Origin of the sequence: Variovorax trehalosi, assembly GCF_051216415.1 — a bacterium.
Lineage (GTDB): Bacteria > Pseudomonadota > Gammaproteobacteria > Burkholderiales > Burkholderiaceae_C > Variovorax.
This window is the reverse complement of the sequence record NZ_JBPJZG010000010.1, coordinates 15,626-37,252: the sequence shown is the minus strand read 5'-3', so window position 1 is coordinate 37,252 and position 21,627 is coordinate 15,626. Positions and strand designations below refer to the sequence as shown.

At 66.7% G+C, this 21,627-nt stretch carries 19 protein-coding genes; 5 read left to right on the top strand and 14 right to left on the bottom strand.

Features of this window, described 5'->3' with window-relative positions:
• The first annotated feature begins 2 nt into the window (after positions 1-2).
• Complete coding sequence (locus ACSFA7_RS29415; protein ID WP_435502617.1) at positions 3-1,373, top strand: zinc-ribbon and DUF3426 domain-containing protein; 1,371 nt, start codon at positions 3-5, stop codon at positions 1,371-1,373.
• A 67-nt stretch (positions 1,374-1,440) separates the two neighbouring features.
• Positions 1,441-2,343 carry a carbohydrate kinase family protein gene (locus ACSFA7_RS29410; protein WP_435502616.1) on the top strand — a complete coding sequence of 301 codons (903 nt, stop codon included), beginning with the start codon at positions 1,441-1,443 and terminating at the stop codon, positions 2,341-2,343.
• An 81-nt stretch (positions 2,344-2,424) separates the two neighbouring features.
• Here the strand turns inward: ACSFA7_RS29410 and ACSFA7_RS29405 are convergent, their stop codons facing one another.
• From ACSFA7_RS29405 to ACSFA7_RS29395, 3 genes are all read right to left on the bottom strand, one after another.
• Entirely contained in the window at positions 2,425-2,955 is a 531-nt protein-coding gene (locus ACSFA7_RS29405; RefSeq protein ID WP_042578341.1) for a histone H1-like DNA-binding protein, read from the bottom strand.
• Positions 2,956-3,151: 196 nt separating this feature from the next.
• Positions 3,152-4,390: a ribonucleotide-diphosphate reductase subunit beta gene (locus ACSFA7_RS29400; protein ID WP_435502615.1), complete on the bottom strand. Its 1,239-nt coding sequence runs from the start codon at positions 4,388-4,390 to the stop codon at positions 3,152-3,154.
• A gap of 191 nt (positions 4,391-4,581) precedes the next feature.
• Entirely contained in the window at positions 4,582-7,497 is a 2,916-nt protein-coding gene (locus tag ACSFA7_RS29395; protein ID WP_435502614.1) for a ribonucleoside-diphosphate reductase subunit alpha, read from the bottom strand.
• 176 nt (positions 7,498-7,673) lie between these two features.
• Between ACSFA7_RS29395 and ACSFA7_RS29390 the strand changes: the two genes are divergently transcribed.
• Positions 7,674-7,805, top strand: coding sequence for a hypothetical protein (locus tag ACSFA7_RS29390; RefSeq protein ID WP_435502613.1), 132 nt, complete (start codon positions 7,674-7,676; stop codon positions 7,803-7,805).
• Positions 7,806-7,847: 42 nt separating this feature from the next.
• Here ACSFA7_RS29390 and ampD read toward each other — a convergent pair whose 3' ends face one another.
• From ampD to ACSFA7_RS29365, 5 genes are read right to left on the bottom strand one after another with little or no spacing between them, the layout of a single operon-like run.
• Positions 7,848-8,468 carry a 1,6-anhydro-N-acetylmuramyl-L-alanine amidase AmpD gene (ampD, locus tag ACSFA7_RS29385; protein WP_435502612.1) on the bottom strand — a complete coding sequence of 207 codons (621 nt, stop codon included), beginning with the start codon at positions 8,466-8,468 and terminating at the stop codon, positions 7,848-7,850.
• Positions 8,455-10,023: a sigma-54-dependent transcriptional regulator gene (locus ACSFA7_RS29380; RefSeq protein WP_435502611.1), complete on the bottom strand. Its 1,569-nt coding sequence runs from the start codon at positions 10,021-10,023 to the stop codon at positions 8,455-8,457. The genes ampD and ACSFA7_RS29380 overlap by 14 nt, the downstream gene beginning before the upstream one ends.
• Before the next feature lie 4 nt (positions 10,024-10,027).
• Positions 10,028-11,725, bottom strand: coding sequence for a two-component system sensor histidine kinase NtrB (locus tag ACSFA7_RS29375; RefSeq protein WP_435502610.1), 1,698 nt, complete (start codon positions 11,723-11,725; stop codon positions 10,028-10,030).
• Positions 11,726-11,741: 16 nt separating this feature from the next.
• Entirely contained in the window at positions 11,742-12,014 is a 273-nt protein-coding gene (locus ACSFA7_RS29370; RefSeq protein ID WP_435502609.1) for a PP0621 family protein, read from the bottom strand.
• Positions 12,011-12,826, bottom strand: a complete 816-nt coding sequence (locus ACSFA7_RS29365; RefSeq protein ID WP_435502608.1) for a cytochrome C assembly family protein — start codon at positions 12,824-12,826, stop codon at positions 12,011-12,013. Before ACSFA7_RS29365 ends, ACSFA7_RS29370 begins: the two co-directional genes overlap by 4 nt.
• Positions 12,827-12,941: 115 nt before the next feature.
• On the opposite strand from ACSFA7_RS29365, the gene ffh reads away from it, so the two are divergent.
• Both ffh and ACSFA7_RS29355 read left to right on the top strand, forming a co-directional pair.
• On the top strand, positions 12,942-14,330 hold the full coding sequence (ffh, locus tag ACSFA7_RS29360) for a signal recognition particle protein (RefSeq protein WP_206177310.1): 1,389 nt from the start codon (positions 12,942-12,944) through the stop codon (positions 14,328-14,330).
• A gap of 28 nt (positions 14,331-14,358) precedes the next feature.
• Entirely contained in the window at positions 14,359-14,757 is a 399-nt protein-coding gene (locus ACSFA7_RS29355) for a hypothetical protein (protein WP_435502607.1), read from the top strand.
• A 43-nt stretch (positions 14,758-14,800) separates the two neighbouring features.
• Here ACSFA7_RS29355 and ACSFA7_RS29350 read toward each other — a convergent pair whose 3' ends face one another.
• From ACSFA7_RS29350 to ACSFA7_RS29325, 6 genes are all read right to left on the bottom strand, one after another.
• Positions 14,801-15,940: an AAA family ATPase gene (locus ACSFA7_RS29350; RefSeq protein ID WP_435502606.1), complete on the bottom strand. Its 1,140-nt coding sequence runs from the start codon at positions 15,938-15,940 to the stop codon at positions 14,801-14,803.
• Positions 15,937-16,836, bottom strand: a complete 900-nt coding sequence (locus ACSFA7_RS29345) for an RNA ligase family protein (RefSeq protein ID WP_435502605.1) — start codon at positions 16,834-16,836, stop codon at positions 15,937-15,939. The genes ACSFA7_RS29350 and ACSFA7_RS29345 overlap by 4 nt, the downstream gene beginning before the upstream one ends.
• Positions 16,837-17,138: 302 nt before the next feature.
• On the bottom strand, positions 17,139-19,163 hold the full coding sequence (mdoH, locus tag ACSFA7_RS29340) for a glucans biosynthesis glucosyltransferase MdoH (protein WP_435502604.1): 2,025 nt from the start codon (positions 19,161-19,163) through the stop codon (positions 17,139-17,141).
• Positions 19,164-19,168: 5 nt separating this feature from the next.
• Positions 19,169-19,372, bottom strand: coding sequence for a hypothetical protein (locus tag ACSFA7_RS29335; RefSeq protein ID WP_206177315.1), 204 nt, complete (start codon positions 19,370-19,372; stop codon positions 19,169-19,171).
• Positions 19,373-19,565: 193 nt separating this feature from the next.
• Entirely contained in the window at positions 19,566-20,954 is a 1,389-nt protein-coding gene (locus ACSFA7_RS29330) for a sigma 54-interacting transcriptional regulator (protein WP_435502603.1), read from the bottom strand.
• Positions 20,951-21,619, bottom strand: a complete 669-nt coding sequence (locus ACSFA7_RS29325) for a flagellar basal body L-ring protein FlgH (protein ID WP_435502602.1) — start codon at positions 21,617-21,619, stop codon at positions 20,951-20,953. Before ACSFA7_RS29325 ends, ACSFA7_RS29330 begins: the two co-directional genes overlap by 4 nt.
• Positions 21,620-21,627 lie beyond the last annotated feature (8 nt).

Below are 21,627 nucleotides of genomic sequence, written 5' to 3'. Positions count from 1 at the left end.
TCATGAGCCTCGTCACGCGTTGCCCCGCCTGCACCACCACCTTCAAGGTGGTGCGCGATCAGCTTCGCATCTCGGACGGTTGGGTGCGTTGCGGCCGGTGCAGCCATGTGTTCGATGCGACGCTCGACCTGCACGAATCTTCCGACGGGGCGCCTGCACCGTCGTCGGCGAATGCCAATCCGCCTGCACTGGTCGAGCCTTCCTCCGAGAGCCGGGCCGACGCGCCGTCGCAGCCTTCCCAGGCCTCCGAAGACGCAGATTTCTTCGATGACGAGTCTGAAGAGCACGCCCAGGCCGAGATGGCGCATCCGCCGCCAGCGACGGAAGAGCCCGGGCCTGCCGAATTCGCAGTCGCGCCGCCGCCTGAACCATCCTTGCCGGCCCCAGCGCTCGCATTGCCCGCGCACGGCATCATCGCGGACGAGCCGTGGTCCGACCTGGATGTCAGCGAGCCTGCATGGCGGCCGCCGGCGAGCTCGCTGCCGCCGTTCCCGAACATCGACCTGAATCTCGCGCCGCCGCCGCCATCTCCGCCGCCTCCGGTCCCCCCGCTGCCCATCCCGCGCGCCAAAGTGCACGGACTGGTCGAGCCCACCCTCGACGACGGCGCCGAGGAGGGAGAGGAAAAAGAGGAGGACCACCACGACCAGGTCCTGATGCAGAAGGCGCTGCGCCGGGCGCGCATCAAGTCGGCCAAGATCGCGAGCGCCAACAAGTCGCGAGAGGCCAGGGCCGCGGCCAAGGCCGCGTCGTCGTCGATGGTTCGGGAGGCGAGCGAGCCGGAGGAGGGTCCCGTCTCGCTGCCGCCGATGTTCGCGGAGCGCGAAGAAGACCACCATTTTTCCGACGACGAAGAGCACGACACCCAGGCGCCCGGTTTCTGGCAGCGCAAGGGCGTGCGGCTGCTGCTGGTCGTCCTGGCGCTGCTCGCTGTCCTGCTGCTCATCGTGCAGATCGTTCGCCACGAGCGCGATGGCATCGTCGCGCGCCAGCCGGGCCTGCGTCCCGCGCTGGCGGCGCTGTGCCAGTACACCGGCTGCGAACTCTCGGCGCTGCGCCAGATCGGCGACATCATGATCGAGGGCGCCGCCTTCGCGCGCGAGAAGAGCGGCGGCAACGACTATCGCCTCAGCTTCACCTTGCGCAACGGCGCCACCGTGCCGCTCGCGATGCCGGCCGTCGAGCTGTCGCTGCTCGACACGCAGGAGCGCGCGGTGGTGCGGCGCGTGCTGACGCCCGTGGACTACGGCGCACCGTCGGTGCTCGCGGCGCGCGCCGATCGCGCAGCTTCGTTGCCGCTGACCTTGTCGCCGACGGAAGCGGCTGCGCTGCCGCCCATCGCGGGCTACCGCGTGGAAGCCTTCTATCCCTAGCCGGGCGCTTGCACGCAAGCCGTCGTCCTTCCTTTATCCATCTTCTTTCAACGAAAACGGTCCACCCATGGCAGCAGTGATTTGCGGTTCCCTCGCGTTCGACACCATCATGACTTTCGAGGGACGGTTCGCCGATCAGATCCTTCCGGACCAGCTGCACATCCTGAACGTGTCGTTCCTCGTGCCGGGCCTGCGTCGCGACTTCGGCGGCTGCGCCGGCAATATCGCCTACAGCCTCAACGCGCTGGGCGGCACGGCACTGCCGATGGCCACGCTCGGCAGCGACGGTGCCGACTACCTGGAGCGCATGCGCTCGCTGGGCATCGACACCGAGTTCGTGCGCCAGCTCGACGACACCTTCACCGCGCAGGCGATGATCATGAACGACGTCGACAACAACCAGATCACCGCGTTCCACCCCGGTGCGATGCAGCAGGCGCACATCACCAAGGTGGCTGCGCGCGAGGACATCAAGGTCGGCATCATCGCGCCCGACGGCCGCGAGGCGATGCTGCAGCACGCGGAACAATTCGCTGCCGCCGGCATTCCGTTCGTGTTCGATCCGGGTCAGGGCCTGCCGATGTTCGACGGCGATGCGCTCAAGCACTTCGTCGATCTCGCGAGCTGGGTCGTGGTCAACGACTACGAAGGAAAGATGCTGTCGCAGCGCACAGGCTGGAGCCTGGCGGAGATTTCCAAGCGCGTGCGCGGCCTGGTGGTCACGCTGGCGGCCGAGGGCTGCGAGGTCTGGATCGATGGCGAGCGCGAACATGTGCCGGGCGTGATGCCCACCGCCGTGGTCGAGCCCACGGGTTGCGGCGACGCATGGCGCGGCGCGCTGCTGTTCGGTCTGGAAAAGGAATGGCCGCTCGCGCAATGCGCGGCACTGGGCAACCGCATCGGCGCGCTCAAGATCGCGCAGCGCGGACCGCAGAACTACCAGGTCGACCGCAAGGCCCTGGGCCTGTAAGAAGCCTCTTCTTCGAGCGCCCATAAAAAAACCCGACACCGTGAGGTGCCGGGTTTTTTGCCGTCAAGGCGCTGAGATTACTCAGGGCTTGCTGGCCGTAGGAAACGGCCAAGCTGCCTGGGGATTCAGCGTCGTTTGCGCGGCAGGGGCAGGCGCTACAGCAGCCTTGGCGGGTGCCTTGGCAGCCTTCTTTGCAGCAGGCTTCTTGGCAGCAGCGGCAGGCTTGGCAGCGGGCTTTTTCGCGGCTTTCTTGGCCGCAGCCTTTTTCGCAGGAGCCTTCTTGGCGGCGGCCTTCTTTGCAGGGGCCTTCTTGGCAGCGGCCTTCTTGGCAGGAGCTTTCTTCGCCGCAGCCTTCTTCGCAGGCGCCTTCTTGGCAGCGGCCTTCTTCGCCGGAGCCTTCTTCGCAGCGGCCTTCTTGGCCGGTGCTGCCTTCTTCGCTGCTACCTTCTTGGCAGGAGCCTTCTTGGCGGCGACCTTCTTGGCAGCAACCTTCTTGGCCGGAGCCTTCTTCGCTGCTACCTTCTTCGCCGGAGCCTTCTTGGCCGCGACCTTCTTTGCCGGAGCCTTCTTTGCAGCGGCTTTCTTAGCCGGCGCTTTCTTTGCAGTTGCCATTTCTATTTCTCCTTGATCAAGTTGAAAAAATCAACCTATTGAAGCACTCCACGCACGTTGGGAGCGTGAAGCGATTCATGGCGTTGGAATCTGAGCCCCAGCACCATGAACACCTGAGCCCTCGTCCATGCCGCGCTCTTTGGCGCGATCGGTGGCAAGGGCAATTCTTGAATTCATTAATTCTTATCGGAAAGATTCAATCCCAGGAGAGCGCACCACCCGACTGGTACTCGATCACGCGGGTTTCGAAAAAGTTGCGCTCTTTCTTCAGGTCAATCATTTCGCTCATCCAGGGGAACGGGTTTTCTTCGTTCGGGAAGAGCGTTTCGAGGCCGATCTGCTGTGCGCGCCGGTTGGCGATGTACCGCAGGTAGCCCTTGAACATGGAGGCGTTCATGCCGAGCACGCCGCGCGGCATGGTGTCTTCGGCGTATTTGTATTCGAGCTCGACGGCCCTCATGAAGAGGTCCTTGATCTCGGCCTTGAACTCGGAGGTCCAGAGGCCGGGGTTCTCGAGCTTGAGTTGGTTGATCAGGTCGATGCCGAAATTGCAGTGCATCGACTCGTCGCGCAGGATGTACTGGTACTGCTCGGCGGCACCGGTCATCTTGTTCTGGCGGCCGAGCGCGAGGATCTGCGTGAAGCCGACGTAGAAGAAGAGACCTTCCATCAGGCAGGCGAACACGATGAGCGACTTGAGCAGCGTCTGGTCGGTCTCGTGGGTGCCGGTCTTGAAGTGCGGGTCACTGATGGCGTCGATGAACGGGAGCAGGAACTGGTCCTTCTCGCGGATCGACTGCACTTCGTTGTACGCGTTGAAGATCTCGCTCTCGTCCAGGCCGAGCGACTCGACGATGTACTGGTACGCGTGCGTGTGGATCGCTTCCTCGAAGGCCTGGCGCAGCAGGAACTGGCGGCATTCAGGGGCCGTGATGTGGCGGTAGGTGCCCAGCACGATGTTGTTGGCGGCCAGCGAGTCGGCGGTCACGAAGAAGCCGAGGTTGCGCTTGACGATGCGGCGTTCGTCTTCGGTCAGGCCGTTCGGGTCCTTCCACAACGCGATGTCGCGCGTCATGTTCACTTCCTGCGGCATCCAGTGGTTGGCGCAGGTGGCGAGGTACTTTTCCCAGGCCCACTTGTACTTGAACGGCACCAGCTGGTTGACGTCGGTCTGGCCGTTGATGATGCGCTTGTCGGAGGCCTTGACGCGTTGCGCCACGACGGTAACCGAAGCGGGAGCAACCTGGCGCAGCGGTGCGGCGGCGCCGTCATCGAGCGTGCGCGGAGCAGACGATGCGGGTTGTGCAATCGACGAAGTCGGAGCGTCCACCGAACGGCCTGCGGGCAAGCCGCTGGTCGATGCGTTGTGGTGCTGCAATCCTTGTTGCATATCCTTTGGTAAGGAGGGCTTGACTTCTTCGTCCCAGGTCAACATAGAAAAATCCAATGCTCAAATTATCGGAGTAACGATGTGAGTTGCAAAGTGCTCGTTCACATCGCGCGCCATTTATGTGGTTGTTATGTTGCTCGCATGCATCGCGCGATGTCAGTCAATGGCTTCATTGCTTGAACGTCGCGCGACTTTCGCATGCACCTCACTGACTCACTGTCGCGAGCATCGGCGTGTCACTGGCACGCTTCACAGGTCGGATCGTCCACACCGCAGAAGGCGATGTCGGTGGCAGGCATCGCGCTCATCTGTGCCTTCGCTGCAGCAGCGGCGGCTTCGAGTGCGCTCATGCCCGAGGGTGCGTCGTTGCCCGACGACACCGCATTGAGACGGCCCGATTGCACCGTCGATTTTTCTGCGTGCGTCGCGCTCTGCGTGCGCAGGTAGTAGGTCGTCTTCAGGCCGCGCAGCCATGCGAGCTTGTAGGTGTCGTCGAGCTTCTTGCCCGATGCGCCGGCCATGTAGATGTTGAGCGACTGCGCCTGGTCGATCCACTTCTGGCGACGCGAGGCGGCTTCGACGAGCCACGTGGTTTCCACTTCGAACGCGGTGGCGTAGAGCGCCTTCACGTCCTGCGGCACGCGGTCGATGGGACGCAGCGAGCCGTCGAAGTGCTTCAGGTCCATCACCATCACGTCGTCCCACAGGCCCAGGCGCTTCAGGTCACGCACCAGGTAGTGGTTGATCACGGTGAATTCGCCCGACAGGTTCGACTTGACCGAGAGGTTGCCGAAGCACGGCTCGATCGAGGCGTCCACGCCGATGATGTTCGAGATGGTCGCCGTCGGTGCGATGGCCACGCAGTTCGAATTGCGCATGCCGTCGGCCTTGATCTTCTGGCGCAGCGCGTCCCAGTCGAGGGTGGCCGAGCGGTCGACCTCGACGTAGCCGCCGCGTGCCTGCTCGAGCAGGTCGAGCGTGTCGATCGGAAGGATGCCCTTGTCCCACAGCGAGCCCTTGTAGCTCGAGTACTTGCCGCGTTCCTTGGCCAGCTCGGTCGAGGCCCAGTAGGCGTGGTAGCAGATGGCTTCCATCGACTCGTCGGCGAACTGCACGGCTTCCTGCGAAGCGTAGGGAATGCGCAGTTCGTACAGCGCGTCCTGGAAGCCCATGAGGCCCAGGCCCACCGGACGGTGGCGCAGGTTCGAGTCGCGCGCCTTCTTCACGGCGTAGTAGTTGATGTCGATCACGTTGTCGAGCATGCGCATCGCGGTCGAGATCGTCCGCTTGAGCTTTTCCTGGTCGACCTTGCCGTCCTTCAGATGCTGCAGCAGGTTCACCGAACCCAGGTTGCAGACGGCCGTTTCGGTGTCGCTGGTGTTCAGCGTGATCTCGGTGCAGAGGTTCGACGAGTGCACGACACCCGCATGCTGCTGTGGCGAGCGCACGTTGCAGGCGTCCTTGAACGTGATCCAGGGATGGCCGGTCTCGAACAGCATCGTGAGCATCTTGCGCCACAGGTCCGAGGCCTGGATGGTGCGCGCGGGCTTGATCTCGCCGCGGGCAGCCTTTTCTTCGTAGGCGACGTAGGCTTTTTCGAAGTCGGCGCCGAACAGGTCGTGCAGGTCAGGCACGTTGGAGGGCGAGAACAGCGTCCAGGTGCCCTTTTCCATCACGCGGCGCATGAAGAGGTCGGGGATCCAGTTGGCCGTGTTCATGTCGTGCGTGCGGCGGCGGTCGTCGCCGGTGTTCTTGCGCAGTTCCAGGAACTCTTCGATGTCGAGGTGCCACGACTCGAGGTACGTGCAGACCGCGCCCTTGCGCTTGCCGCCCTGGTTCACGGCCACGGCGGTGTCGTTCACCACCTTCAGGAAGGGCACCACGCCCTGCGATTCGCCGTTGGTGCCCTTGATGTGGCTGCCGAGCGCGCGCACGCGGGTCCAGTCGTTGCCCAAGCCGCCCGCGAATTTCGAGAGCAGCGCGTTTTCCTTGATTGACTCGTAGATGCCGTCCAGATCGTCGGGCACGGTGGTCAGGTAGCAGCTGGACAGCTGCGAGCGCAGCGTGCCGGCGTTGAATAGGGTCGGCGTGCTCGACATGAAGTCGAACGACGACAGCACTTCGTAGAACTCGATGGCGCGGGCTTCGCGGTCGATCTCGCCGAGCGACAGGCCCATGGCCACGCGCATGAAGAAAGCCTGCGGCAGTTCGATGCGGGTCTTGCGCACGTGCAGGAAGTAGCGGTCGTACAGCGTCTGCAGGCCCAGGTAGTCGAACTGGTTGTCGCGTTCGGCCTTGAGGGCCGCGCCCAGGCGGGGCAGGTCGTACTGCAGCAGCTTCTCGTCGAGCAGGTCGTTCTCCACGCCCTTCTTGATGAACTGCGGGAAGTAGTCGGCGTAGGCGGTGGCGCGTTCGGCGGGCATCACTTCGCGGCCGACGATCTCCTTGAAGATCGTGTGCAGCAAGAGGCGCGCGGTGGCGAAGGTGTAGTCGGGGTCTTTCTCGATCAGCGTGCGGGCCGCCAGGATCGAGGCCTTGTAGACCTCGTCGAGCGGCACGCCGTCGTACAGGTTGCGCATCGTCTCGGCGACGATCGGTGCGGCGGTGATGCTGTCGCCCAGGTTCTCGCAGGCCGATTCGATCAGGCCCTTGAGCTGGTTCAGGTCGAGCGCGACGCGTTCGCCGTTGTCCAGCACATGCAGCGTCGGCGTGGCTGGCGCTTCCTGCTCGACCTGCTTGGAACGCTCCTGCGTGCGGCGTTCGCGATACAGCACGTAGGCACGCGCGATTTCATGGTGGCCGCCGCGCATCAGGCCGAGCTCGACCTGGTCCTGCACGTCTTCGATGTGGAAGGTGCCGCCGCCCGGACGCGAGCGCACCATGGCGCGGATCACGCCTTGCGTGAGCACGTCGACCGTCTCGCGCACGCTGGCCGAAGCCGCGCCCTGGGTGCCGTGCACGGCCAGGAAGGCCTTCATCATCGCGATGGCGATCTTGTTCGGCTCGAAGGGAACGACGGCGCCGTTGCGGCGGATGATCTGGTAGTGCGCGAGGTTCTGGCCGGCGGGCGAGCCGGCGGTGTCACGCTGTTGTTGGGGAGGCGTGGAGGGAACGGCACGCGGGGTCGATGGGGTGTTCAGGGCTGTTTGCATTCGCTTCCTCTCGGTTGGCAATTCTTGTTGGGTGGCGACGCCTTGGCTGGGCGCCGCGCCGGCGTTGTTGACCGGACGGAGGACACTATATCTAGGGTGCCAGGGGTCTACAAGCCACTACAGGTAGTGTTTTGTGAGTGATTCACCTACTGCGGGTATCTCTCTAGGCATAGGCCATGGCTGGCGATGCCGCGTCAATACTGGCCTATGGTCGCGCAACCCGCATGGGACGTGGCTTGCAAGCCGATTTGAGCCTGCAAGCCGCATGGTTGCTGCGGTTCGCATTTGCATTCTCGAAAGCGATGTGACCCGAGGGCAGGGCATCGCGGGGCGTCACGCGATTGAAAAAATTAGCGCTCCATCACAGATGGGGGAAACATCTGTGATTTCCAGCCCAGTTGCGCGTGCAGCAATCGCCAATCGAAGCCCGCGCCGGGGTCCTGTTTCCGGCCCGGCGCGATGTGCTCGTGACCGGCGATGAATGCGATGGCGTAGTGCTGCGCGATCGCGGGGCAGAGGCTGGCGAGCGTCTCGTACTGCGCGGCTTCGAAGGTCTGGCCCTCGAGGCCTTCGAGCTCGATGCCGATCGAGTCGTCGTTGCAGTTGCTGCGGCCGCGCCACGACGACACGCCTGCATGCCATGCACGGTCGTCGCAGCTCACGAACTGCCAGAGCTCGCCGTTGCGGCGCACGTAGAAATGCGAGGACACCTCGATGCCGCGAATCGACTGGAAGTAGGGATGCGCATCCCAGTCGAGCCGGTTGGTGAAGAGCCGCTGCACCGCATCGCCGCCGTATTCGCCGGGCGGCAGGCTGATCGAATGCAGCACGATGAGGTCGGTCTGCGCGTCGCTCGGCCGGGGGCCGAAATTCGGCGAGGGCAGGGCTTTCGCGAAGCGGTACCAGCCGGCCCGCCAGAGCCCGTCGCCGGCGGGCGGCGTGTCGTGTGCGGCGTCTTCAGTCGTCGACATGGCTGCTGGCGCCATCGTCGCCGTTGGGCGTGGTGATGCCCAGCCGCGCGATGCGGTAGCGGATCTGGCGCAGGCTCATGCCCAGGCGCGCGGCGGCCGCGGTGCGGTTGAAGCCGCTCTCGTGCAAGGCACGCACGAGGATCTCGCGCTCCTGCTGGTCGAGGTAGGCCTGCAGGTCGGAGGGCAGAGGTGGCGGCGCGGGCTTGACCTCTGCCACCGGTGCCGGTGCGACAACGACCGATGCCTGCTCATCGCTGCGAGGCGCGAGCTGTGCAGGCGTGGCCGATGCCACGTCGGCAGCCGCCATCGCCGTCGCGACATTGCCGCCCATCAGGTCGAGGTGCAGCTCGTCGCCGTCGTTGAGCGCGACCGCGCGGTGCAGCAGGTTTTCGAGCTCGCGCACGTTGCCGTCGAGCGGGTGCAGCGCCAGGCGGCGAAGCAGCTCGGCCGACAGATGCGGCACGGGCAGCCCGCCGTCCTGCGCGATGCGCGCGAGCAGCGCAGCGCAGAGCGCGGGCAGGTCCTCGCGGCGGTCGCGCAACGCGGGCACCGCGATTTCGATCACGTTGAGGCGGTAGAAAAGGTCCTGCCGGAATCGGCCGGCCTGCACCTCGGCGTGCAGGTCTTTGTGGGTGGCGCTCACGATGCGCACGTCGACCGCTTCTTCCTGCGTCGAGCCGATCGAGCGCACGCTGCGCTCCTGGATGGCGCGCAAGAGCTTCGACTGCATGGCCAGCGGCAGGTCGCCGATCTCGTCGAGGAACAGCGTGCCGCTGCGCGCGGCCTGGAAGTAGCCGTCGCGGTCCTGCGAGGAGCCGGTGTACGAGCCTTTCTTCGCGCCGAAGAATTCGGCTTCAAGCAGGTTCTCGGGAATCGCGCCGCAGTTGACTGCGACGAACGGCCCGTCGCTGCGCTGGCTGCACGCATGCACCGCACGTGCCACCAGTTCCTTGCCGGTACCGGACTCGCCGCGCACCAGCACCGGCGCCATGCCACGCGCCACCTTGGCGATACGCGACTTGACCAGGCGCATCGGGTCCGACTCGCCCACCAGGCGATCGAGCGCCGCAACGCCGCTGCTGCCGGTGACCGAGGCGGCCCCGGCGCGCTCGCTGGTGCTTGCAACGGCAGCCTTCTCCGGCTTGACCTGCACGACGGGCGCCCGCGTGGCCTGCACCGCGGAGGCAACCACGGCACGAAACTGCTTCAGGTCGACCGGCTTCGTGAGGTAGTCGAACGCACCCGCCTTGAGCGCCTCGACCGCGTTCTCCGCCGAGCCGTAGGCCGTCATCACCACGCAGCGCTCGCTGCGCTGGTTCTTCTGGATGCGATGGATGATCTCCATGCCCTGTCCGTCGGGCAGTCGCATGTCGGTGATCACCGCATCGAAGCGCCCGGCCTCCAGGTGCTGCCAGGCTTCGGACACGCTGCCCGCGGCCTCGACGTGATAGCCCTCGCGCAGCAGCGTCAGTTCATACAGCGTGCGCAGGTCGGGCTCGTCGTCGATGACAAGAATCTGCGCGGGACGCGGGGCGGAAGACAGTGGGGTGCTCACGACGCTATTGTGTCAGTCGGTTCTCGCTGGCGGCGAAGCTGACGAAGAATTCATTGCCCTCGGGCCCGCCCGCCGCGAGCGCCCGCCGCTCGTAGCCGATGGTGGCGCCATGGCGCCGGCACAGCTCGCGGCAGAGAAAAAGGCCCAAGCCGCTGGAGCGGCTTTCGGACGAGAAGAAGGGCTCGAACAGGTGACGCTGCACCGCCGGCTCCAGCGGCGCGCCGTCGCTCCACACCTGCAGGGCCGGGCGGTTGGTGCCCGCGCGCTGCAGCGTGGTGATGACCTGGATCGCGCCCTCGCCCTTGCTCGCATAGCGCGATGCGTTGTCCAGCAGGTTCACCAGCAGGCGGCGCAGGTGCTCGGCGTCGAAGCGCACGTCGATGCCGGCCGCGTCGAGCGCGATGCGCACGCCCTTGCGCTGCGTCTGCCGCACCCATTCCTCGGCCAGCACCTGCACCGCCGGGTCGAGCACCACCTGTTCGCCGAGCGAGAGCACGCGCTGCTGGCGCGCGCGCGAGACGTCGAGCACGTCATCCACGATGCGGGCCAGGCGCTGCGCGTTGTGCTGGACCATGTCGGTGAGCTTGCGATGCGCGGGGTCGGTGAGGTCTTCGCTGAGCAGCGCGCTGGCCTGGGCGATGGCCGCCAGCGGATTGCGGATTTCATGGGCCACGGCGGCGGACATGCGCCCCATCGCGGCCAGCTTCTCGGTGCGGATGCGGGCCTCGAGCTCGCGCAGGTCCTGCAGGAACATCACGCAGAGGCTGTCGGCGCGCTTGTCGCTGGTGGGCGTGAGCCGGGTGCGCACGCGCACTTCGCGCGCCGCGCCGCGGGCCTGCGCGACCGGAATCTCCTCGGACTGCGGCGCCCGCCGCGCGAAGGTCTGGCGCGACAGCGCGGCCAGCGCGTGCCAGGCGGGCTGCGCATGCAGCGCGAACGGCAGCGGGAGTTTCGCCAGGCCTTGGCCGAGGATCGCGTCGGCCGCCGGATTGGCCGCATGCACCATGCCTTCGGCATCGATGACCAGCACGCCTTCGGCGAGCGTCTCGATCACCAGGTCGTTGACCTCCGCCTGCATCTGCGCGCTGCTGCGGTTGCGCTGCGCCACCGCCTCTTCGCGTGCCAGCCGGCGCGCCAGCTCGTGCGCGAGCAGGGCCACCACGAAGAGGCCGGTGCCCGTGAGCGCCGACTGGACGAAGCGGGCCGAGGAGTCGCCCGGCTGCTGCAGCCAGTGCCATCCCGCGTCGGCCAGCAGCAGGAGCGTGACGGTGGCCGTGGTGCCCAGGCTCACGATCATCGTGCCGAGCACCGCGCTCATGAGCACCGGCAGCGCGAACAGCGGCGTGTAGTTGACGTTGCCGCCCTGCAGCACCTGCAGTGCGGTGAAGGTGGCGAGGTCGACGCCGATGGTCAGCAGCCAGAGCGTCGAGAAACCGCGGATCGGCGGCTCGAAGTGCGCATAGCGCATCTCCAGCCAGGTGGCGACCAGGTAGCCGGCCGAGATGGCGATGGCCGTCGCCTGCATCGTCTGTCCGAGCGCAAAGGCCACGCCCTGCAGCACCACCAGCACCAGCGCGACGAAGCAGCGCGCGGCCATGAAGCCGCGCCAGAGCCGCAGCAGCGCTGTGCTCTCGCTGCTGCCTGGTTCGAGCACGTCCCAATCGGTGACCGGCTCGCCGCGCGACCAGAGGGGGGTGCTCATGGAGCAGGGGGCGTGTTCAGCCGCGCGCCGCGACAGCGGCCTGACGGTGCGCGGTGCTGCAGTAGACCGCCTCGTCGGGACCGGCGATGGCATCGCTCGCGGGCAGGTGCAGGCCGCAGTGGGCGCAGCGCACCATGGCCTGCGGCGCGCCGACCGCCGTTGGCGCGGCCGGGCGTTGTTGCGCCTTGGCCATGCGCTCGCGCTGGGCGTCGCGCATTTCTTCGCGCCGGTTCTTGCGCCAGAGCCAGATGGCGATCCAGAGCACGGCGAGGACGAGGAGGTATTTCATACGGGAGGGCGCGCCAGCACCACTTCGAGCACGAAGCGGGAGCCCACATAGGCCAGCAGCAGCAGGGCGGAGCCGGCGTAGAGCACGCGGCGGGCCGTGCGGCCGCGCCAGCCGAAGCGCGCACGGCCGATCAGAAGGACCGCGAAAGTGGCCCAGGCGAGCACGGAGAACGTTGTCTTGTGGTCCCACTTCCAGGCGCGGCCCGCGGCGCCGTAGAGCTGCTCGGTGAACAGCAGGCCGGCCAGCAGCGTGGCCGACAGCAGCACGAAGCCCGCGGTCACGAAGCGGAAGGTGAGGCGCTCGAGCGTGAGCAGCGGCACGCCGCCCTCGGGGGGCGCGCCGGTCGTCAGGCGGATCTGTTTCTCGGCGCGCGTGATCAGCCAGGCATGGACCACGGCCGCGCCGAACAGCCCGTAGGAGGCGATGCCCAGCGCGAGGTGCAGAGGAAGCCACGGCGAAGCGGTGACGTGCAGCGGCGTGCCCGGAAACAGGATGGCCAGCAGCACCGCCGCTGCACCCAGCCAGGCAAGAGCGCGCCGCACCTTCAATTGGGGATACAGGCGGCTTTCGATCGCATAGACCGTGAGCACCAGCCATGCCGTGACCGAGAGCGCGGGTGCAAAGCCGAAACGCGGCTCGCTGCCGACCAGCCCATGGGCCAGCACGGCCGCATGCAGAAGCCACGCAATTCCAAGGGCCCACTGGACGGTTTGACGGCTGAGTCGGGCACCCGCAGCAGCGGCAAATCCGTAGGCCGCAGCGGTGGCGATGCCCAGCGCCACGCCGAGTGGGGAGGGGATCGCTAAAATCATCGGCCGGAGTGTACCGGCTCGCCCTTGCGTTCCCCGCGCCCGACTTCAAGTTCTCCCCTCGTCTTTCAGACTTTCCATCCGGCCCGCCGCAGCGGGCAGCAAGGCATCCCTGCTCATGGCCACCGCCCTTACAGAAAAGTTCTCCCGCCTCGTCAAGACGATGAGCGGCCAGGCCCGCATCACCGAAAGCAACGTGCAGGACATGCTGCGCGAGGTGCGCATGGCGCTGCTGGAGGCCGACGTGGCGCTGCCCGTGGTGCGCGACTTCGTCGCCCGGGTGAAGGAAAAGTCGCTGGGCCAGGAAGTGCTCGGTTCGCTCAAGCCGGGCCAGGCGCTGGTCGGCATCGTCAATCGCGAACTCGCCGCCACCATGGGCGAGGGCGTGTCCGACATCAACCTCGCGGCGCAGCCACCGGCGGTGATCCTCATGGCCGGCCTGCAGGGCGCCGGCAAGACCACCACCACCGCCAAGCTGGCCAAGCACCTGATCGAGAAGCGCAAGAAGAAGGTGCTCACGGTGTCGGGCGACGTGTACCGCCCCGCCGCCATCGAACAGCTCAAGACGGTGACCAAGCAGGCCGGCGCCGAATGGTTCCCGAGCACGCCCGACCAGAAGCCGCTGGACATCGCGCGCGCCGCGCTCGACCACGCCAAGCGCCACTACTTCGACGTGCTGCTGGTCGACACGGCAGGCCGTCTCGCGATCGACGAAGTGCTGATGACCGAAATCAAGCAGCTGCATGCAGCGCTCGATCCGGTCGAGACGCTGTTCGTGGTCGATGCCATGCAGGGCCAGGATGCGATCAACACCGCCAAGGCCTTCAAGGAAGCGCTGCCCCTCACCGGCATCATCCTGACCAAGACCGACGGCGATTCGCGCGGCGGCGCGGCGCTGTCGGTGCGCCAGGTCACGGGCGTGCCGATCAAGTTCGCCGGCACGAGCGAGAAGATCGACGGCCTGGAGGTGTTCGACGCCGAGCGGCATGCGGGCCGCATCCTGGGTATGGGCGACATCGTCGCGCTGGTCGAGCAGGTCACGGCCGGCGTCGACGTGGCGGCGGCGCAGAAGCTCGCGGCCAAGGTCAAGAGCGGCGCGGGCTTCGACCTCAACGACTTCCTCGGCCAGCTGCAGCAGATGAAGCAGATGGGTGGCCTGTCCAGCCTGATGGACAAGCTGCCCACGCAGATGGCCGCCAAGGCCACCGAGGCCGACATGACGCGCGCTGAGCGCGACATCCGCCGCAAGGAAGGGATCATCCAGAGCATGACGCCGCTGGAGCGCCGCAAGCCCGAGCTGCTCAAGGCCACGCGCAAGCGCCGCATCGCGGCCGGCGCGGGCGTGCAGGTTCAGGAAGTGAACCGCCTGCTCAACGAGTTCGAGCAGATGCAGGGGATGATGAAGAAGATGAAGGGCGGCGGCCTGATGAAGATGATGAAGAAGATGGGCGGCATGAAGGGCATGGGCGGGATGGGTGGGCCTGGCGGGCCGAAGCTGCCGTTCTAGGCCGGCATCGCTCCAGATGCGGGCGCTCATGTTCAAGCGGATCCTGAGCGTTCCGCTCGGCTACGCGGAAAGAGGCTGTCTTCTTGTCAGCTACAGCCTGCCTTTGCTGCCTCACTGTTTTGTCCTCTGCCACGATGAAGATGGTCCGAGTCCGCAGCAGGACAAAGCCGAACTGCTGTCCTTCTTCATAGGCGAGGCCGAGCGCCTCGCCCATGAGTTCGCAGGGAACCCCGACGCGTTCCTGCTGATTCACAGTGGCGCAGCAGTGCGCAAGCGCTCGAACTGGCATTTGCACGTCTTTATTGTTCGCCATCGGTGGCAAAAGGCGTGGGTCTACATGGTTCTCAGCGTGAAGAACGCGTCACTGGCTTTGTGGCACGCGCTCACTGGGGCTCGGGCTGCGAGCCCGGGCGTTCAAGTCAAGTGACAGGACAGAGGCCCGCCGGGCATTCCGCCGAGCTTCTTCGTTTTCACGTCTGCACGTCGTAGACCGTCGCATGCGCCTCGATCGGCGCGGGCAGCTCCCAGCGGTGCAGCATCCGCTCGATGCCCGCGTTCGAGAGCGTCGTGTCGCGCTCGCGATTGCGGCGCATCAGTTCCGGGTGCGGCACCTCCAGGTACACCAGCTCGATCTGTGCGTGGTACGCCCAGAGCAGGTCCAGTGTCTTGGTGCGCATCTGCTGGCTCAGGTGCGTGGCGTTCCAGACGAAGCGTTCCTGCTTGCGCAGCAGCGCCTTCGCCTGGTCGACGGCATGGTGCGCGGCCATGCCATCGTTCTCGCCGTGCCTGAGACCCAGCTCGGCCCGTGCATCGTCGAAGGACACGACCGGCCAGCCCTTGCGATGCTGCGCCACCCAGTGATTCTTGCCGCTCGCGGGCAGGCCGCACATCACCGTGACCTGTGCGCCCGGCGCCTGGAACAGCGGGTAGTCGGGGCTGGTGTCGGCGCCGCGGAAGTAGGCCAGGCGCGTGTGCGCATCGGCCATCTTGCGCGGGCCATCCCAGCAGCCTTCTTCCTGCGCGAGCTGCTCGAAAAGCGCGATGTCGGCGAGGCTGTCGGCGCGCTTTTCGTAGTGGCGCCCGAGCATGTCGCAGCGCGCCACGCAGCACAGGTCGGGCAGTCTCAGCTCCCACGAGAGCCTGTGCACCAGCCACTCGGGCCGTTCGCCCTTGCGCGAGGCGAAGGCGTGGAACGGCACCTGGTGCACCGCGATGATCCGGCAGACGGTTTCGCGCAGCGCGAACGGCACGCGGGCCTTCCACATCAGCACCCGCACGTCGACCGATCCGCGGCGCGAATGACCGGGCTGGCCGATGCGGCCGCTGGCTTCGTCGATCACCGTGGTGTCGGGCTTGGTGATGTCGTGCAGCAGGCAGGCCATGAACAGCACGAAGCGGCCGTCGGCATCGGCGCGCTGGTAGTGCGCGTCGGCCATGAGCGCGTCGAGCACCATGCGCGTGTGGATGCCGACGTTGCCCTCGGCGTGGTAGTACGGGTCTTGCGGCGTTTCCTCGAGGCGCAGCAGGGCCGGCAGCAGGTCGCAGCACTGCGTCCAGTCGTAGCCTTGCGCGGGCGCGGGGACCAGCGCGTGCAGATCGTCGTATGTCATCGCGGCCTCCTTGTGGTTGTTGTCAGGTCGGCGGGGTCGCGCAGCGTGCGCAGGCCCAGGTCTTGCCAGCTCACTTGCGGCGTCGGTGCGTAGAGATCCACGCCCGGCGCGAGCTGGTTGGGCAACACGGGCCGGCGGCTGTGGTGCGAGCCCGAATCGAGGATGGTCTGCACGAAGTCAGGCCGCACCCACTTGTAGCGGCCGGTCACCTGGCCGTCCGACTCGGTCTTGAGGTACAGGCCCTCGGCGAGGTCGGACAGGTCGGTTTGCTGGCGCACGAGATCGAGCGGTTGGCTCTCCTGTGCGACGGCCTGTTCGAAGGCCGGCATCCAGTCGGCGCTGCGCGCCAGCGAAGGCCGCACCAGCGAGCGCAGTGCCTTCGCGCTGCGCGGCATCTCGCCCTCGTACAGCACGGGCACCGACACCACCGGGCCATCGGCCAGCAGCGCATGCCGTGCAGGCGTCGAGAGAAAGCATGCTGCCTGCCGGTCGTACAGATCGAACTCCAGGAAGAACGCCGGCAGCCGGTCGTACCAGCAGCTGTGCTTGGCAAAGCACCACTCGCCGTACATCACGTAGCGGTCTTCGAGCCGCTCGAGCAGCGCCGCCTCATGCGCCGCGGCCCAGTGCTTGAACAGGTTGAACTGCCGCTCGCCCGCGCCGCCGGCCAGGTAGTGGCCGCGCGATTGCAGCAGCAGTTCGCCTGCGGAGGTGAACGACACGGCGGCATTCGCGCCATCGAGTTTTTCCTCGATGACCACATGCTGGCCGTGCAGCGCGGACAACGACGTCTGGCCGTCGTCGGTATCGCCGGCCTGCAGGCGCGAGCCTTCCAGATGCGCAGTACGCGGGTACTTCCGCAGCGGAATCGACGAAAGAGAAGAGAGAGGGAACACGTTGTTCTCCAGATGGAAATCAGGAAGAACCGACAACGTGCGGGAGCGAAGCTGGAAAGAGAGTCGACTTCAGTGGCCGGGGAGGCCGTGCCTGGTCAGTGGAACGCAGCTTGGCGCCCGACATGACCAGCAATGAAGTGGTGTTGTCGGCGTCAGAGGGTGATGACGGCGAATCGGGGCACTTGGCGCTCCAGGGGATCGGAAGATCCGTGGGTTGAAAAAGAGTGGGCGATTCTAGCCACGCACCATGAAAAAAGCCGACCCTGAGGCCGGCTTTTTCGAGGTGCTGTGACTTCAGCGCATCAGGCTGCAGCCAGAGCCGCAGGACGTGCCAGGCGCAGCGCATGCATCCACGCACGGCGCAGCACGGCGGGCGAACGCGATTCCTCGGGAATCAGCAGGAAGCCGCGGTCGCGCAGCGTGGTGCCCAGCGCGATCTGGCTGGTCAGCACGGTCAGCGGAATCGCCAGCAGCAGCGGCAGGCCGACAGGCATGAGCCAGATCAGCGCGCTCGGGTCGATCATCGCGACGCCGACGGCCAGCATGGCGATCACCAGCGTCATCGGGGCCAGTTGCGTGGCAGCGATCTTCCAGGGCACGGCGTTGGCTTCACGCGGGGGCGACTTCCAGTCGAGCTTGATGCCGGTGAGGGCGACCAGCACGAACAGCGAGTGGGCCAGCATGCGGACCGGCGCCTGCACGATGGCCAGGGCGCTTTCCATCACCGAGCTCTTCACCAGGCCCCAGGTGCCGCCGTACTGGCGTTGCTCGCCGCGCATCAGCACGGCAGCGATGCCCAGCACGCGCGGCAGGAACAACAGGCACAGGGTCCAGACCCAGAGGCCGGCCAGTTCGGCGGGCAGCACGCTCCAGCTCGACACGAGGCTGGAACCGCTGAGCCACAGGGCCGTGCCCAGCGTCAGGAACGCGAGCCACAGCGGAGCGGAAACATAGGCCATGGTGCCGGTCACAAACATCGCGCGGTGCACGGAATGGATGCCGGGCTCGGCCATCAGGCGGGCGTTCTGCAGGTTGCCCTGGCACCAGCGGCGATCGCGTTGCAGTTCGGCCAGCAGGTCCGGCGGTTGCTGTTCGTAGCTGCCGACCAGGTCGGACACGAGCCACACGTTGTAGCCGGCACGGCGCATCAGCGCGGCTTCGACGAAGTCGTGCGACATGATGCCGCCCGACATGCCGCCGGTGCCCTTGATCGGGGCCAGCGCGCAATGCTTCATGAAGGGTTCGACGCGGATGATCGCGTTGTGGCCCCAGTAGTGCGATTCGCCCAGTTGCCAGAACTGCATGCCCAGCGTGAACAGGCGGCCCGTCACGCGGGAAGCGAATTGTTGTGCGCGGGCATGCAGCGTGACGTGGCCGATGGCCTGCGTTGCGGTCTGGATGATGCCGGCGGTCGGGTTGGCTTCCATCAGCTTGACCATCGAGGTCAGGCAGTCGCCGCTCATCACCGAGTCGGCGTCGAGCACGACCATGTAGCGGTAGTCCTTGCCCCAGCGGCGGCAGAAGTCGGCCACGTTGCCGGCCTTGCGGTGCGTGCGGCGGGTGCGCAGGCGGTAGTACACCTCGACCTGCGGCTGGTTCGGGCTGTCGGCGAGGGCGGCGCGCAGGTCTTCCCAGGCGGCGCGCTCGGCGGCGGCGGTTTCGGGGTTGTAGCTGTCGGACAGCACGAACACGTCGAACTGCTTGGCGTGGCCGGTGGAGGCGACCGATTCGCAGGTGGCGCGCAGGCCGGCGAACACCGTGGCAACGTCTTCGTTGCAGATCGGCATGATGATCGCGGTGCGTGCCTCGGGGTTCATCGGGTGGTTGGCGACCTGCTTGGCCGACAGCGCGTGCTTGTCACCGCGCACCGAAACGTAGAAGCCCATGAGGGCGGTCACGAAACCGGTCACGACCCAGCCCGAGAGCAGGCCGTACAGGCCGATCTGGCCGTATTCGAGCCAGACGTTGTCGTAGTCGGGTTGCACGCCGGCGAACAGCGTGGAGGCGATCACGGTGCTCAGCACGGTGAGCAGCATGAAGGCGTTGCGGCGGCGTGCCGCGGCGCGCTGCCACGGCTGCTTGACCTGCTGGGTCGATTCGGCGGATTCAGCGTCGGTGCCTTCGGCCGCACGGCCAGCGCCGAGCTTCACCAGCAGGGCGGTGCCGATGCTGTTCCAGAAACCGCGCCAGGGGCGGGGCGTCATCGAACCGCGGTTGACGGGCGGTGCGGTGACCGAGTTGGGATGGCGTTCTTCGCGGACCGGGCTGCGGTGCGAGAAATCGGCTTCGGTCAGCACGTTCAGTTGGGAGAAGTCAGTGGGCTTCATGTGATTTACCAACGTTGCTTGTCGAGGGAGGGGGTGTCGCCAATGCCCGGAAAGCGCTTGATGACGCAATCGGGTTCAGCGCCGCCTGCGCTGGCGAGCGCGGCGAGCGAATGGCCCGCGGCACGAGGCCGCGAGAGGGAAAACTGCTTTTGACGCAGGCCGTCGCGCTGCGGGCGCAGTGCGAAAGATGGGCTGGTAAGTGCTGTCATGCCAGTACAGGGGCAAACCCTGTGCCAGCATGGAAAAATGCTTTCAGATCAATGACTTGGAGCGATCTGGATACGGATTTCGGTGGGGAGGCCCGCCGAAGGCCCTCAAAACCCCTGTTTTTGTCGCCGAATCCCGACAAGCCTTGGAGGCTGGTGGGAAATGGTCTTTGAAATCAACGACTTAGGGGCGTCGCTACTCGGCGACAGGCTCCGAGCCCGGAGCGACAGCATCGGCCTTGAAGTGGCCCGGCGTGAGTTCGTGCTTCTGCAGCAGGCGGTAGAACTCGGTGCGGTTGCGGTCGGCCAGGCGGGCCGCGTCGGCCACGTTGCCGTCGGTCAGCTTGAGCAGGCCGACGAGGTAGTCGCGCTCGAAACGCTGCTTGGCGTCGGCATAGGTCTGGACCTCGACTGTGGGCACCCGCAGCGCCCGCTGCACCAGCGCGAGCGGAATCAGCGGCGAGCTCGACAGCGCGCAGACCTGTTCCACCACGTTGAACAGCTGGCGCACATTGCCCGGCCAAGCGGCGGTGGTCAGCGCCTTCAGCGCCTCGGGCGCAAAGCCGGAGAGCCGCTTGCCGTACTTGGTCGACAGGCGCTGCAGGAAGTGGTTGGCCAGGAGCGGAATGTCTTCGCGCCGCGCCGACAGCGGCGGCAGCGTGAGCGTCACCACGTTCAGGCGGTAATAAAGGTCTTCGCGGAACTGACCCGCCTCCATCGCGGCGTCCAGGTCGCGGTGGGTGGCCGAGACGATGCGCACATCGACCTCGATCGACTGGCTCGCGCCCAGCGGCCGCACCGCGCGCTCCTGCAGCACGCGCAGCAGCTTGACCTGCAGGGCGGGCGGCATGTCCCCGATTTCGTCGAGCAGCAGCGTGCCGCCGTCGGCCTGCTGGAACAGGCCCTTGTGGTTGGCGTGGGCGTCGGTGAAGGCGCCCTTCATGTGGCCGAACAGCTCCGACTCGAGCAGCGCTTCGGGAATCGCCCCGCAATTGACCGCCACGAACGGCTTGTCGGCACGCGCGCTGGCCTTGTGGATGGCGCGCGCGAGCAGTTCCTTGCCCGCGCCCGAATCGCCGCGCAGCAGCACCGAGGCGTCCGACTTGGCGACCATGCGCGCCTCGGCCAGCAGCTCGGCCATGCGGTTGCTGCGGCTCACGATCTCGGCGCGCCAGCTTTCGTCGCCGCTCTTGGCCGGCGTGCTCGCGGGGGCGCCGAGTGCCAGCGCCTGCCCGATCTTGTCGAGCAGCTCGCGGGCGTCGTAGGGCTTGGTGAGGTAGGTGAACACGCCGCGCGCGGTGGCTTCGACCGCATCGGGAATCGTGCCGTGCGCGGTGAGCAGGATCACCGGCAGCGAGGGATGGCGCTTGCGGATCTCGTCGAAGAGCGCGAGGCCGTCGCGGCCAGGCAGGCGCACGTCGCTCAATACCAGTTGCGGATGCTCGATCTCCAACTGGGTGAGCGCGGTTTCCGCCGAGGTCACGGCCGTGACCTGGTAGCCCGCCGACACCAGCCGCATCGAGATCAGGCGCAGCATGTCCGGATCGTCGTCGACCACGAGGAGGCGGGCGCCGGAAGTACTCATGGGCTTGGCTTGTTTCCGTTGGTCGCAGGTGCCGGGGCTCCTGCCGGTGCCGGCGTGGCGGCGGGCCGCGCGAAGCTGCGTTCGATGGCGCGCAGCGCTTCGATGCGGTCGTTGAGCTGGTCGATGCGGCGCTGGCTGTCGCGCAGCTGCTGCACCTGCTTGTCGCGGTCGTCCTCGACGCGGCGCTGCTCCACATAACGGGCGGCCAGTGCGCGCGCGAGCGGGTGCAGGGGCTGTGCCTCGGGCGACGGGTTGGCGATCACGCGCTGCAGCAGGCCGAGGGCGCGCGCCAGGTCGGCCGGCACGCGGGTCTGCGACAACAGGATCGCCAGCTGCATCTGCGTGGTGGGCGAATCGCCGGGGTCGCCGATGCGGGCGATCTCGGTGTTGAGTTCGCCGCCGCCGAGCGGCCGCACCTTGTCGGCATACGACAGCATGGCCGCCTGCGGGCCCTGGGTCATCAGCGTGAAGAGCGACGCCGGCTGCGTGGCGGGCGCGCGGGGCTCGGCCTCGACCGGCATGACGCGCGGCACGACAGCGGGCGGGGGCAGTGCATCGGCCTCGGCCGGCGGCTTGGGGCTTGTGGCGCACGCGCCCAGCAACAGGGCGAAAGGCATGGCCAACGCCGCTGCGAGGGTGGAACTGCGGACGAACGAAAAAGACATGGGTCGAA

Excerpts from the sequence above, each read along its gene's own strand:
- ACSFA7_RS29415 (WP_435502617.1), top strand. The coding sequence starts at position 3 with ATGAGCCTCGTCACGCGTTGCCCCGCCTGCACCACCACCTTCAAGGTG.
- ACSFA7_RS29410 (WP_435502616.1), top strand. The coding sequence starts at position 1,441 with ATGGCAGCAGTGATTTGCGGTTCCCTCGCGTTCGACACCATCATGACT.
- ACSFA7_RS29405 (WP_042578341.1), bottom strand. The coding sequence starts at position 2,955 with ATGGCAACTGCAAAGAAAGCGCCGGCTAAGAAAGCCGCTGCAAAGAAG.
- ACSFA7_RS29400 (WP_435502615.1), bottom strand. The coding sequence starts at position 4,390 with ATGTTGACCTGGGACGAAGAAGTCAAGCCCTCCTTACCAAAGGATATG.
- ACSFA7_RS29395 (WP_435502614.1), bottom strand. The coding sequence starts at position 7,497 with ATGCAAACAGCCCTGAACACCCCATCGACCCCGCGTGCCGTTCCCTCC.
- ACSFA7_RS29390 (WP_435502613.1), top strand. The coding sequence starts at position 7,674 with ATGGCTGGCGATGCCGCGTCAATACTGGCCTATGGTCGCGCAACCCGC.
- ampD (WP_435502612.1), bottom strand. The coding sequence starts at position 8,468 with ATGTCGACGACTGAAGACGCCGCACACGACACGCCGCCCGCCGGCGAC.
- ACSFA7_RS29375 (WP_435502610.1), bottom strand. The coding sequence starts at position 11,725 with ATGAGCACCCCCCTCTGGTCGCGCGGCGAGCCGGTCACCGATTGGGAC.
- ACSFA7_RS29370 (WP_435502609.1), bottom strand. The coding sequence starts at position 12,014 with ATGAAATACCTCCTCGTCCTCGCCGTGCTCTGGATCGCCATCTGGCTC.
- ACSFA7_RS29365 (WP_435502608.1), bottom strand. The coding sequence starts at position 12,826 with ATGATTTTAGCGATCCCCTCCCCACTCGGCGTGGCGCTGGGCATCGCC.
- ffh (WP_206177310.1), top strand. The coding sequence starts at position 12,942 with ATGGCCACCGCCCTTACAGAAAAGTTCTCCCGCCTCGTCAAGACGATG.
- ACSFA7_RS29355 (WP_435502607.1), top strand. The coding sequence starts at position 14,359 with ATGTTCAAGCGGATCCTGAGCGTTCCGCTCGGCTACGCGGAAAGAGGC.
- ACSFA7_RS29350 (WP_435502606.1), bottom strand. The coding sequence starts at position 15,940 with ATGACATACGACGATCTGCACGCGCTGGTCCCCGCGCCCGCGCAAGGC.
- mdoH (WP_435502604.1), bottom strand. The coding sequence starts at position 19,163 with ATGAAGCCCACTGACTTCTCCCAACTGAACGTGCTGACCGAAGCCGAT.
- ACSFA7_RS29335 (WP_206177315.1), bottom strand. The coding sequence starts at position 19,372 with ATGACAGCACTTACCAGCCCATCTTTCGCACTGCGCCCGCAGCGCGAC.
- ACSFA7_RS29330 (WP_435502603.1), bottom strand. The coding sequence starts at position 20,954 with ATGAGTACTTCCGGCGCCCGCCTCCTCGTGGTCGACGACGATCCGGAC.
- ACSFA7_RS29325 (WP_435502602.1), bottom strand. The coding sequence starts at position 21,619 with ATGTCTTTTTCGTTCGTCCGCAGTTCCACCCTCGCAGCGGCGTTGGCC.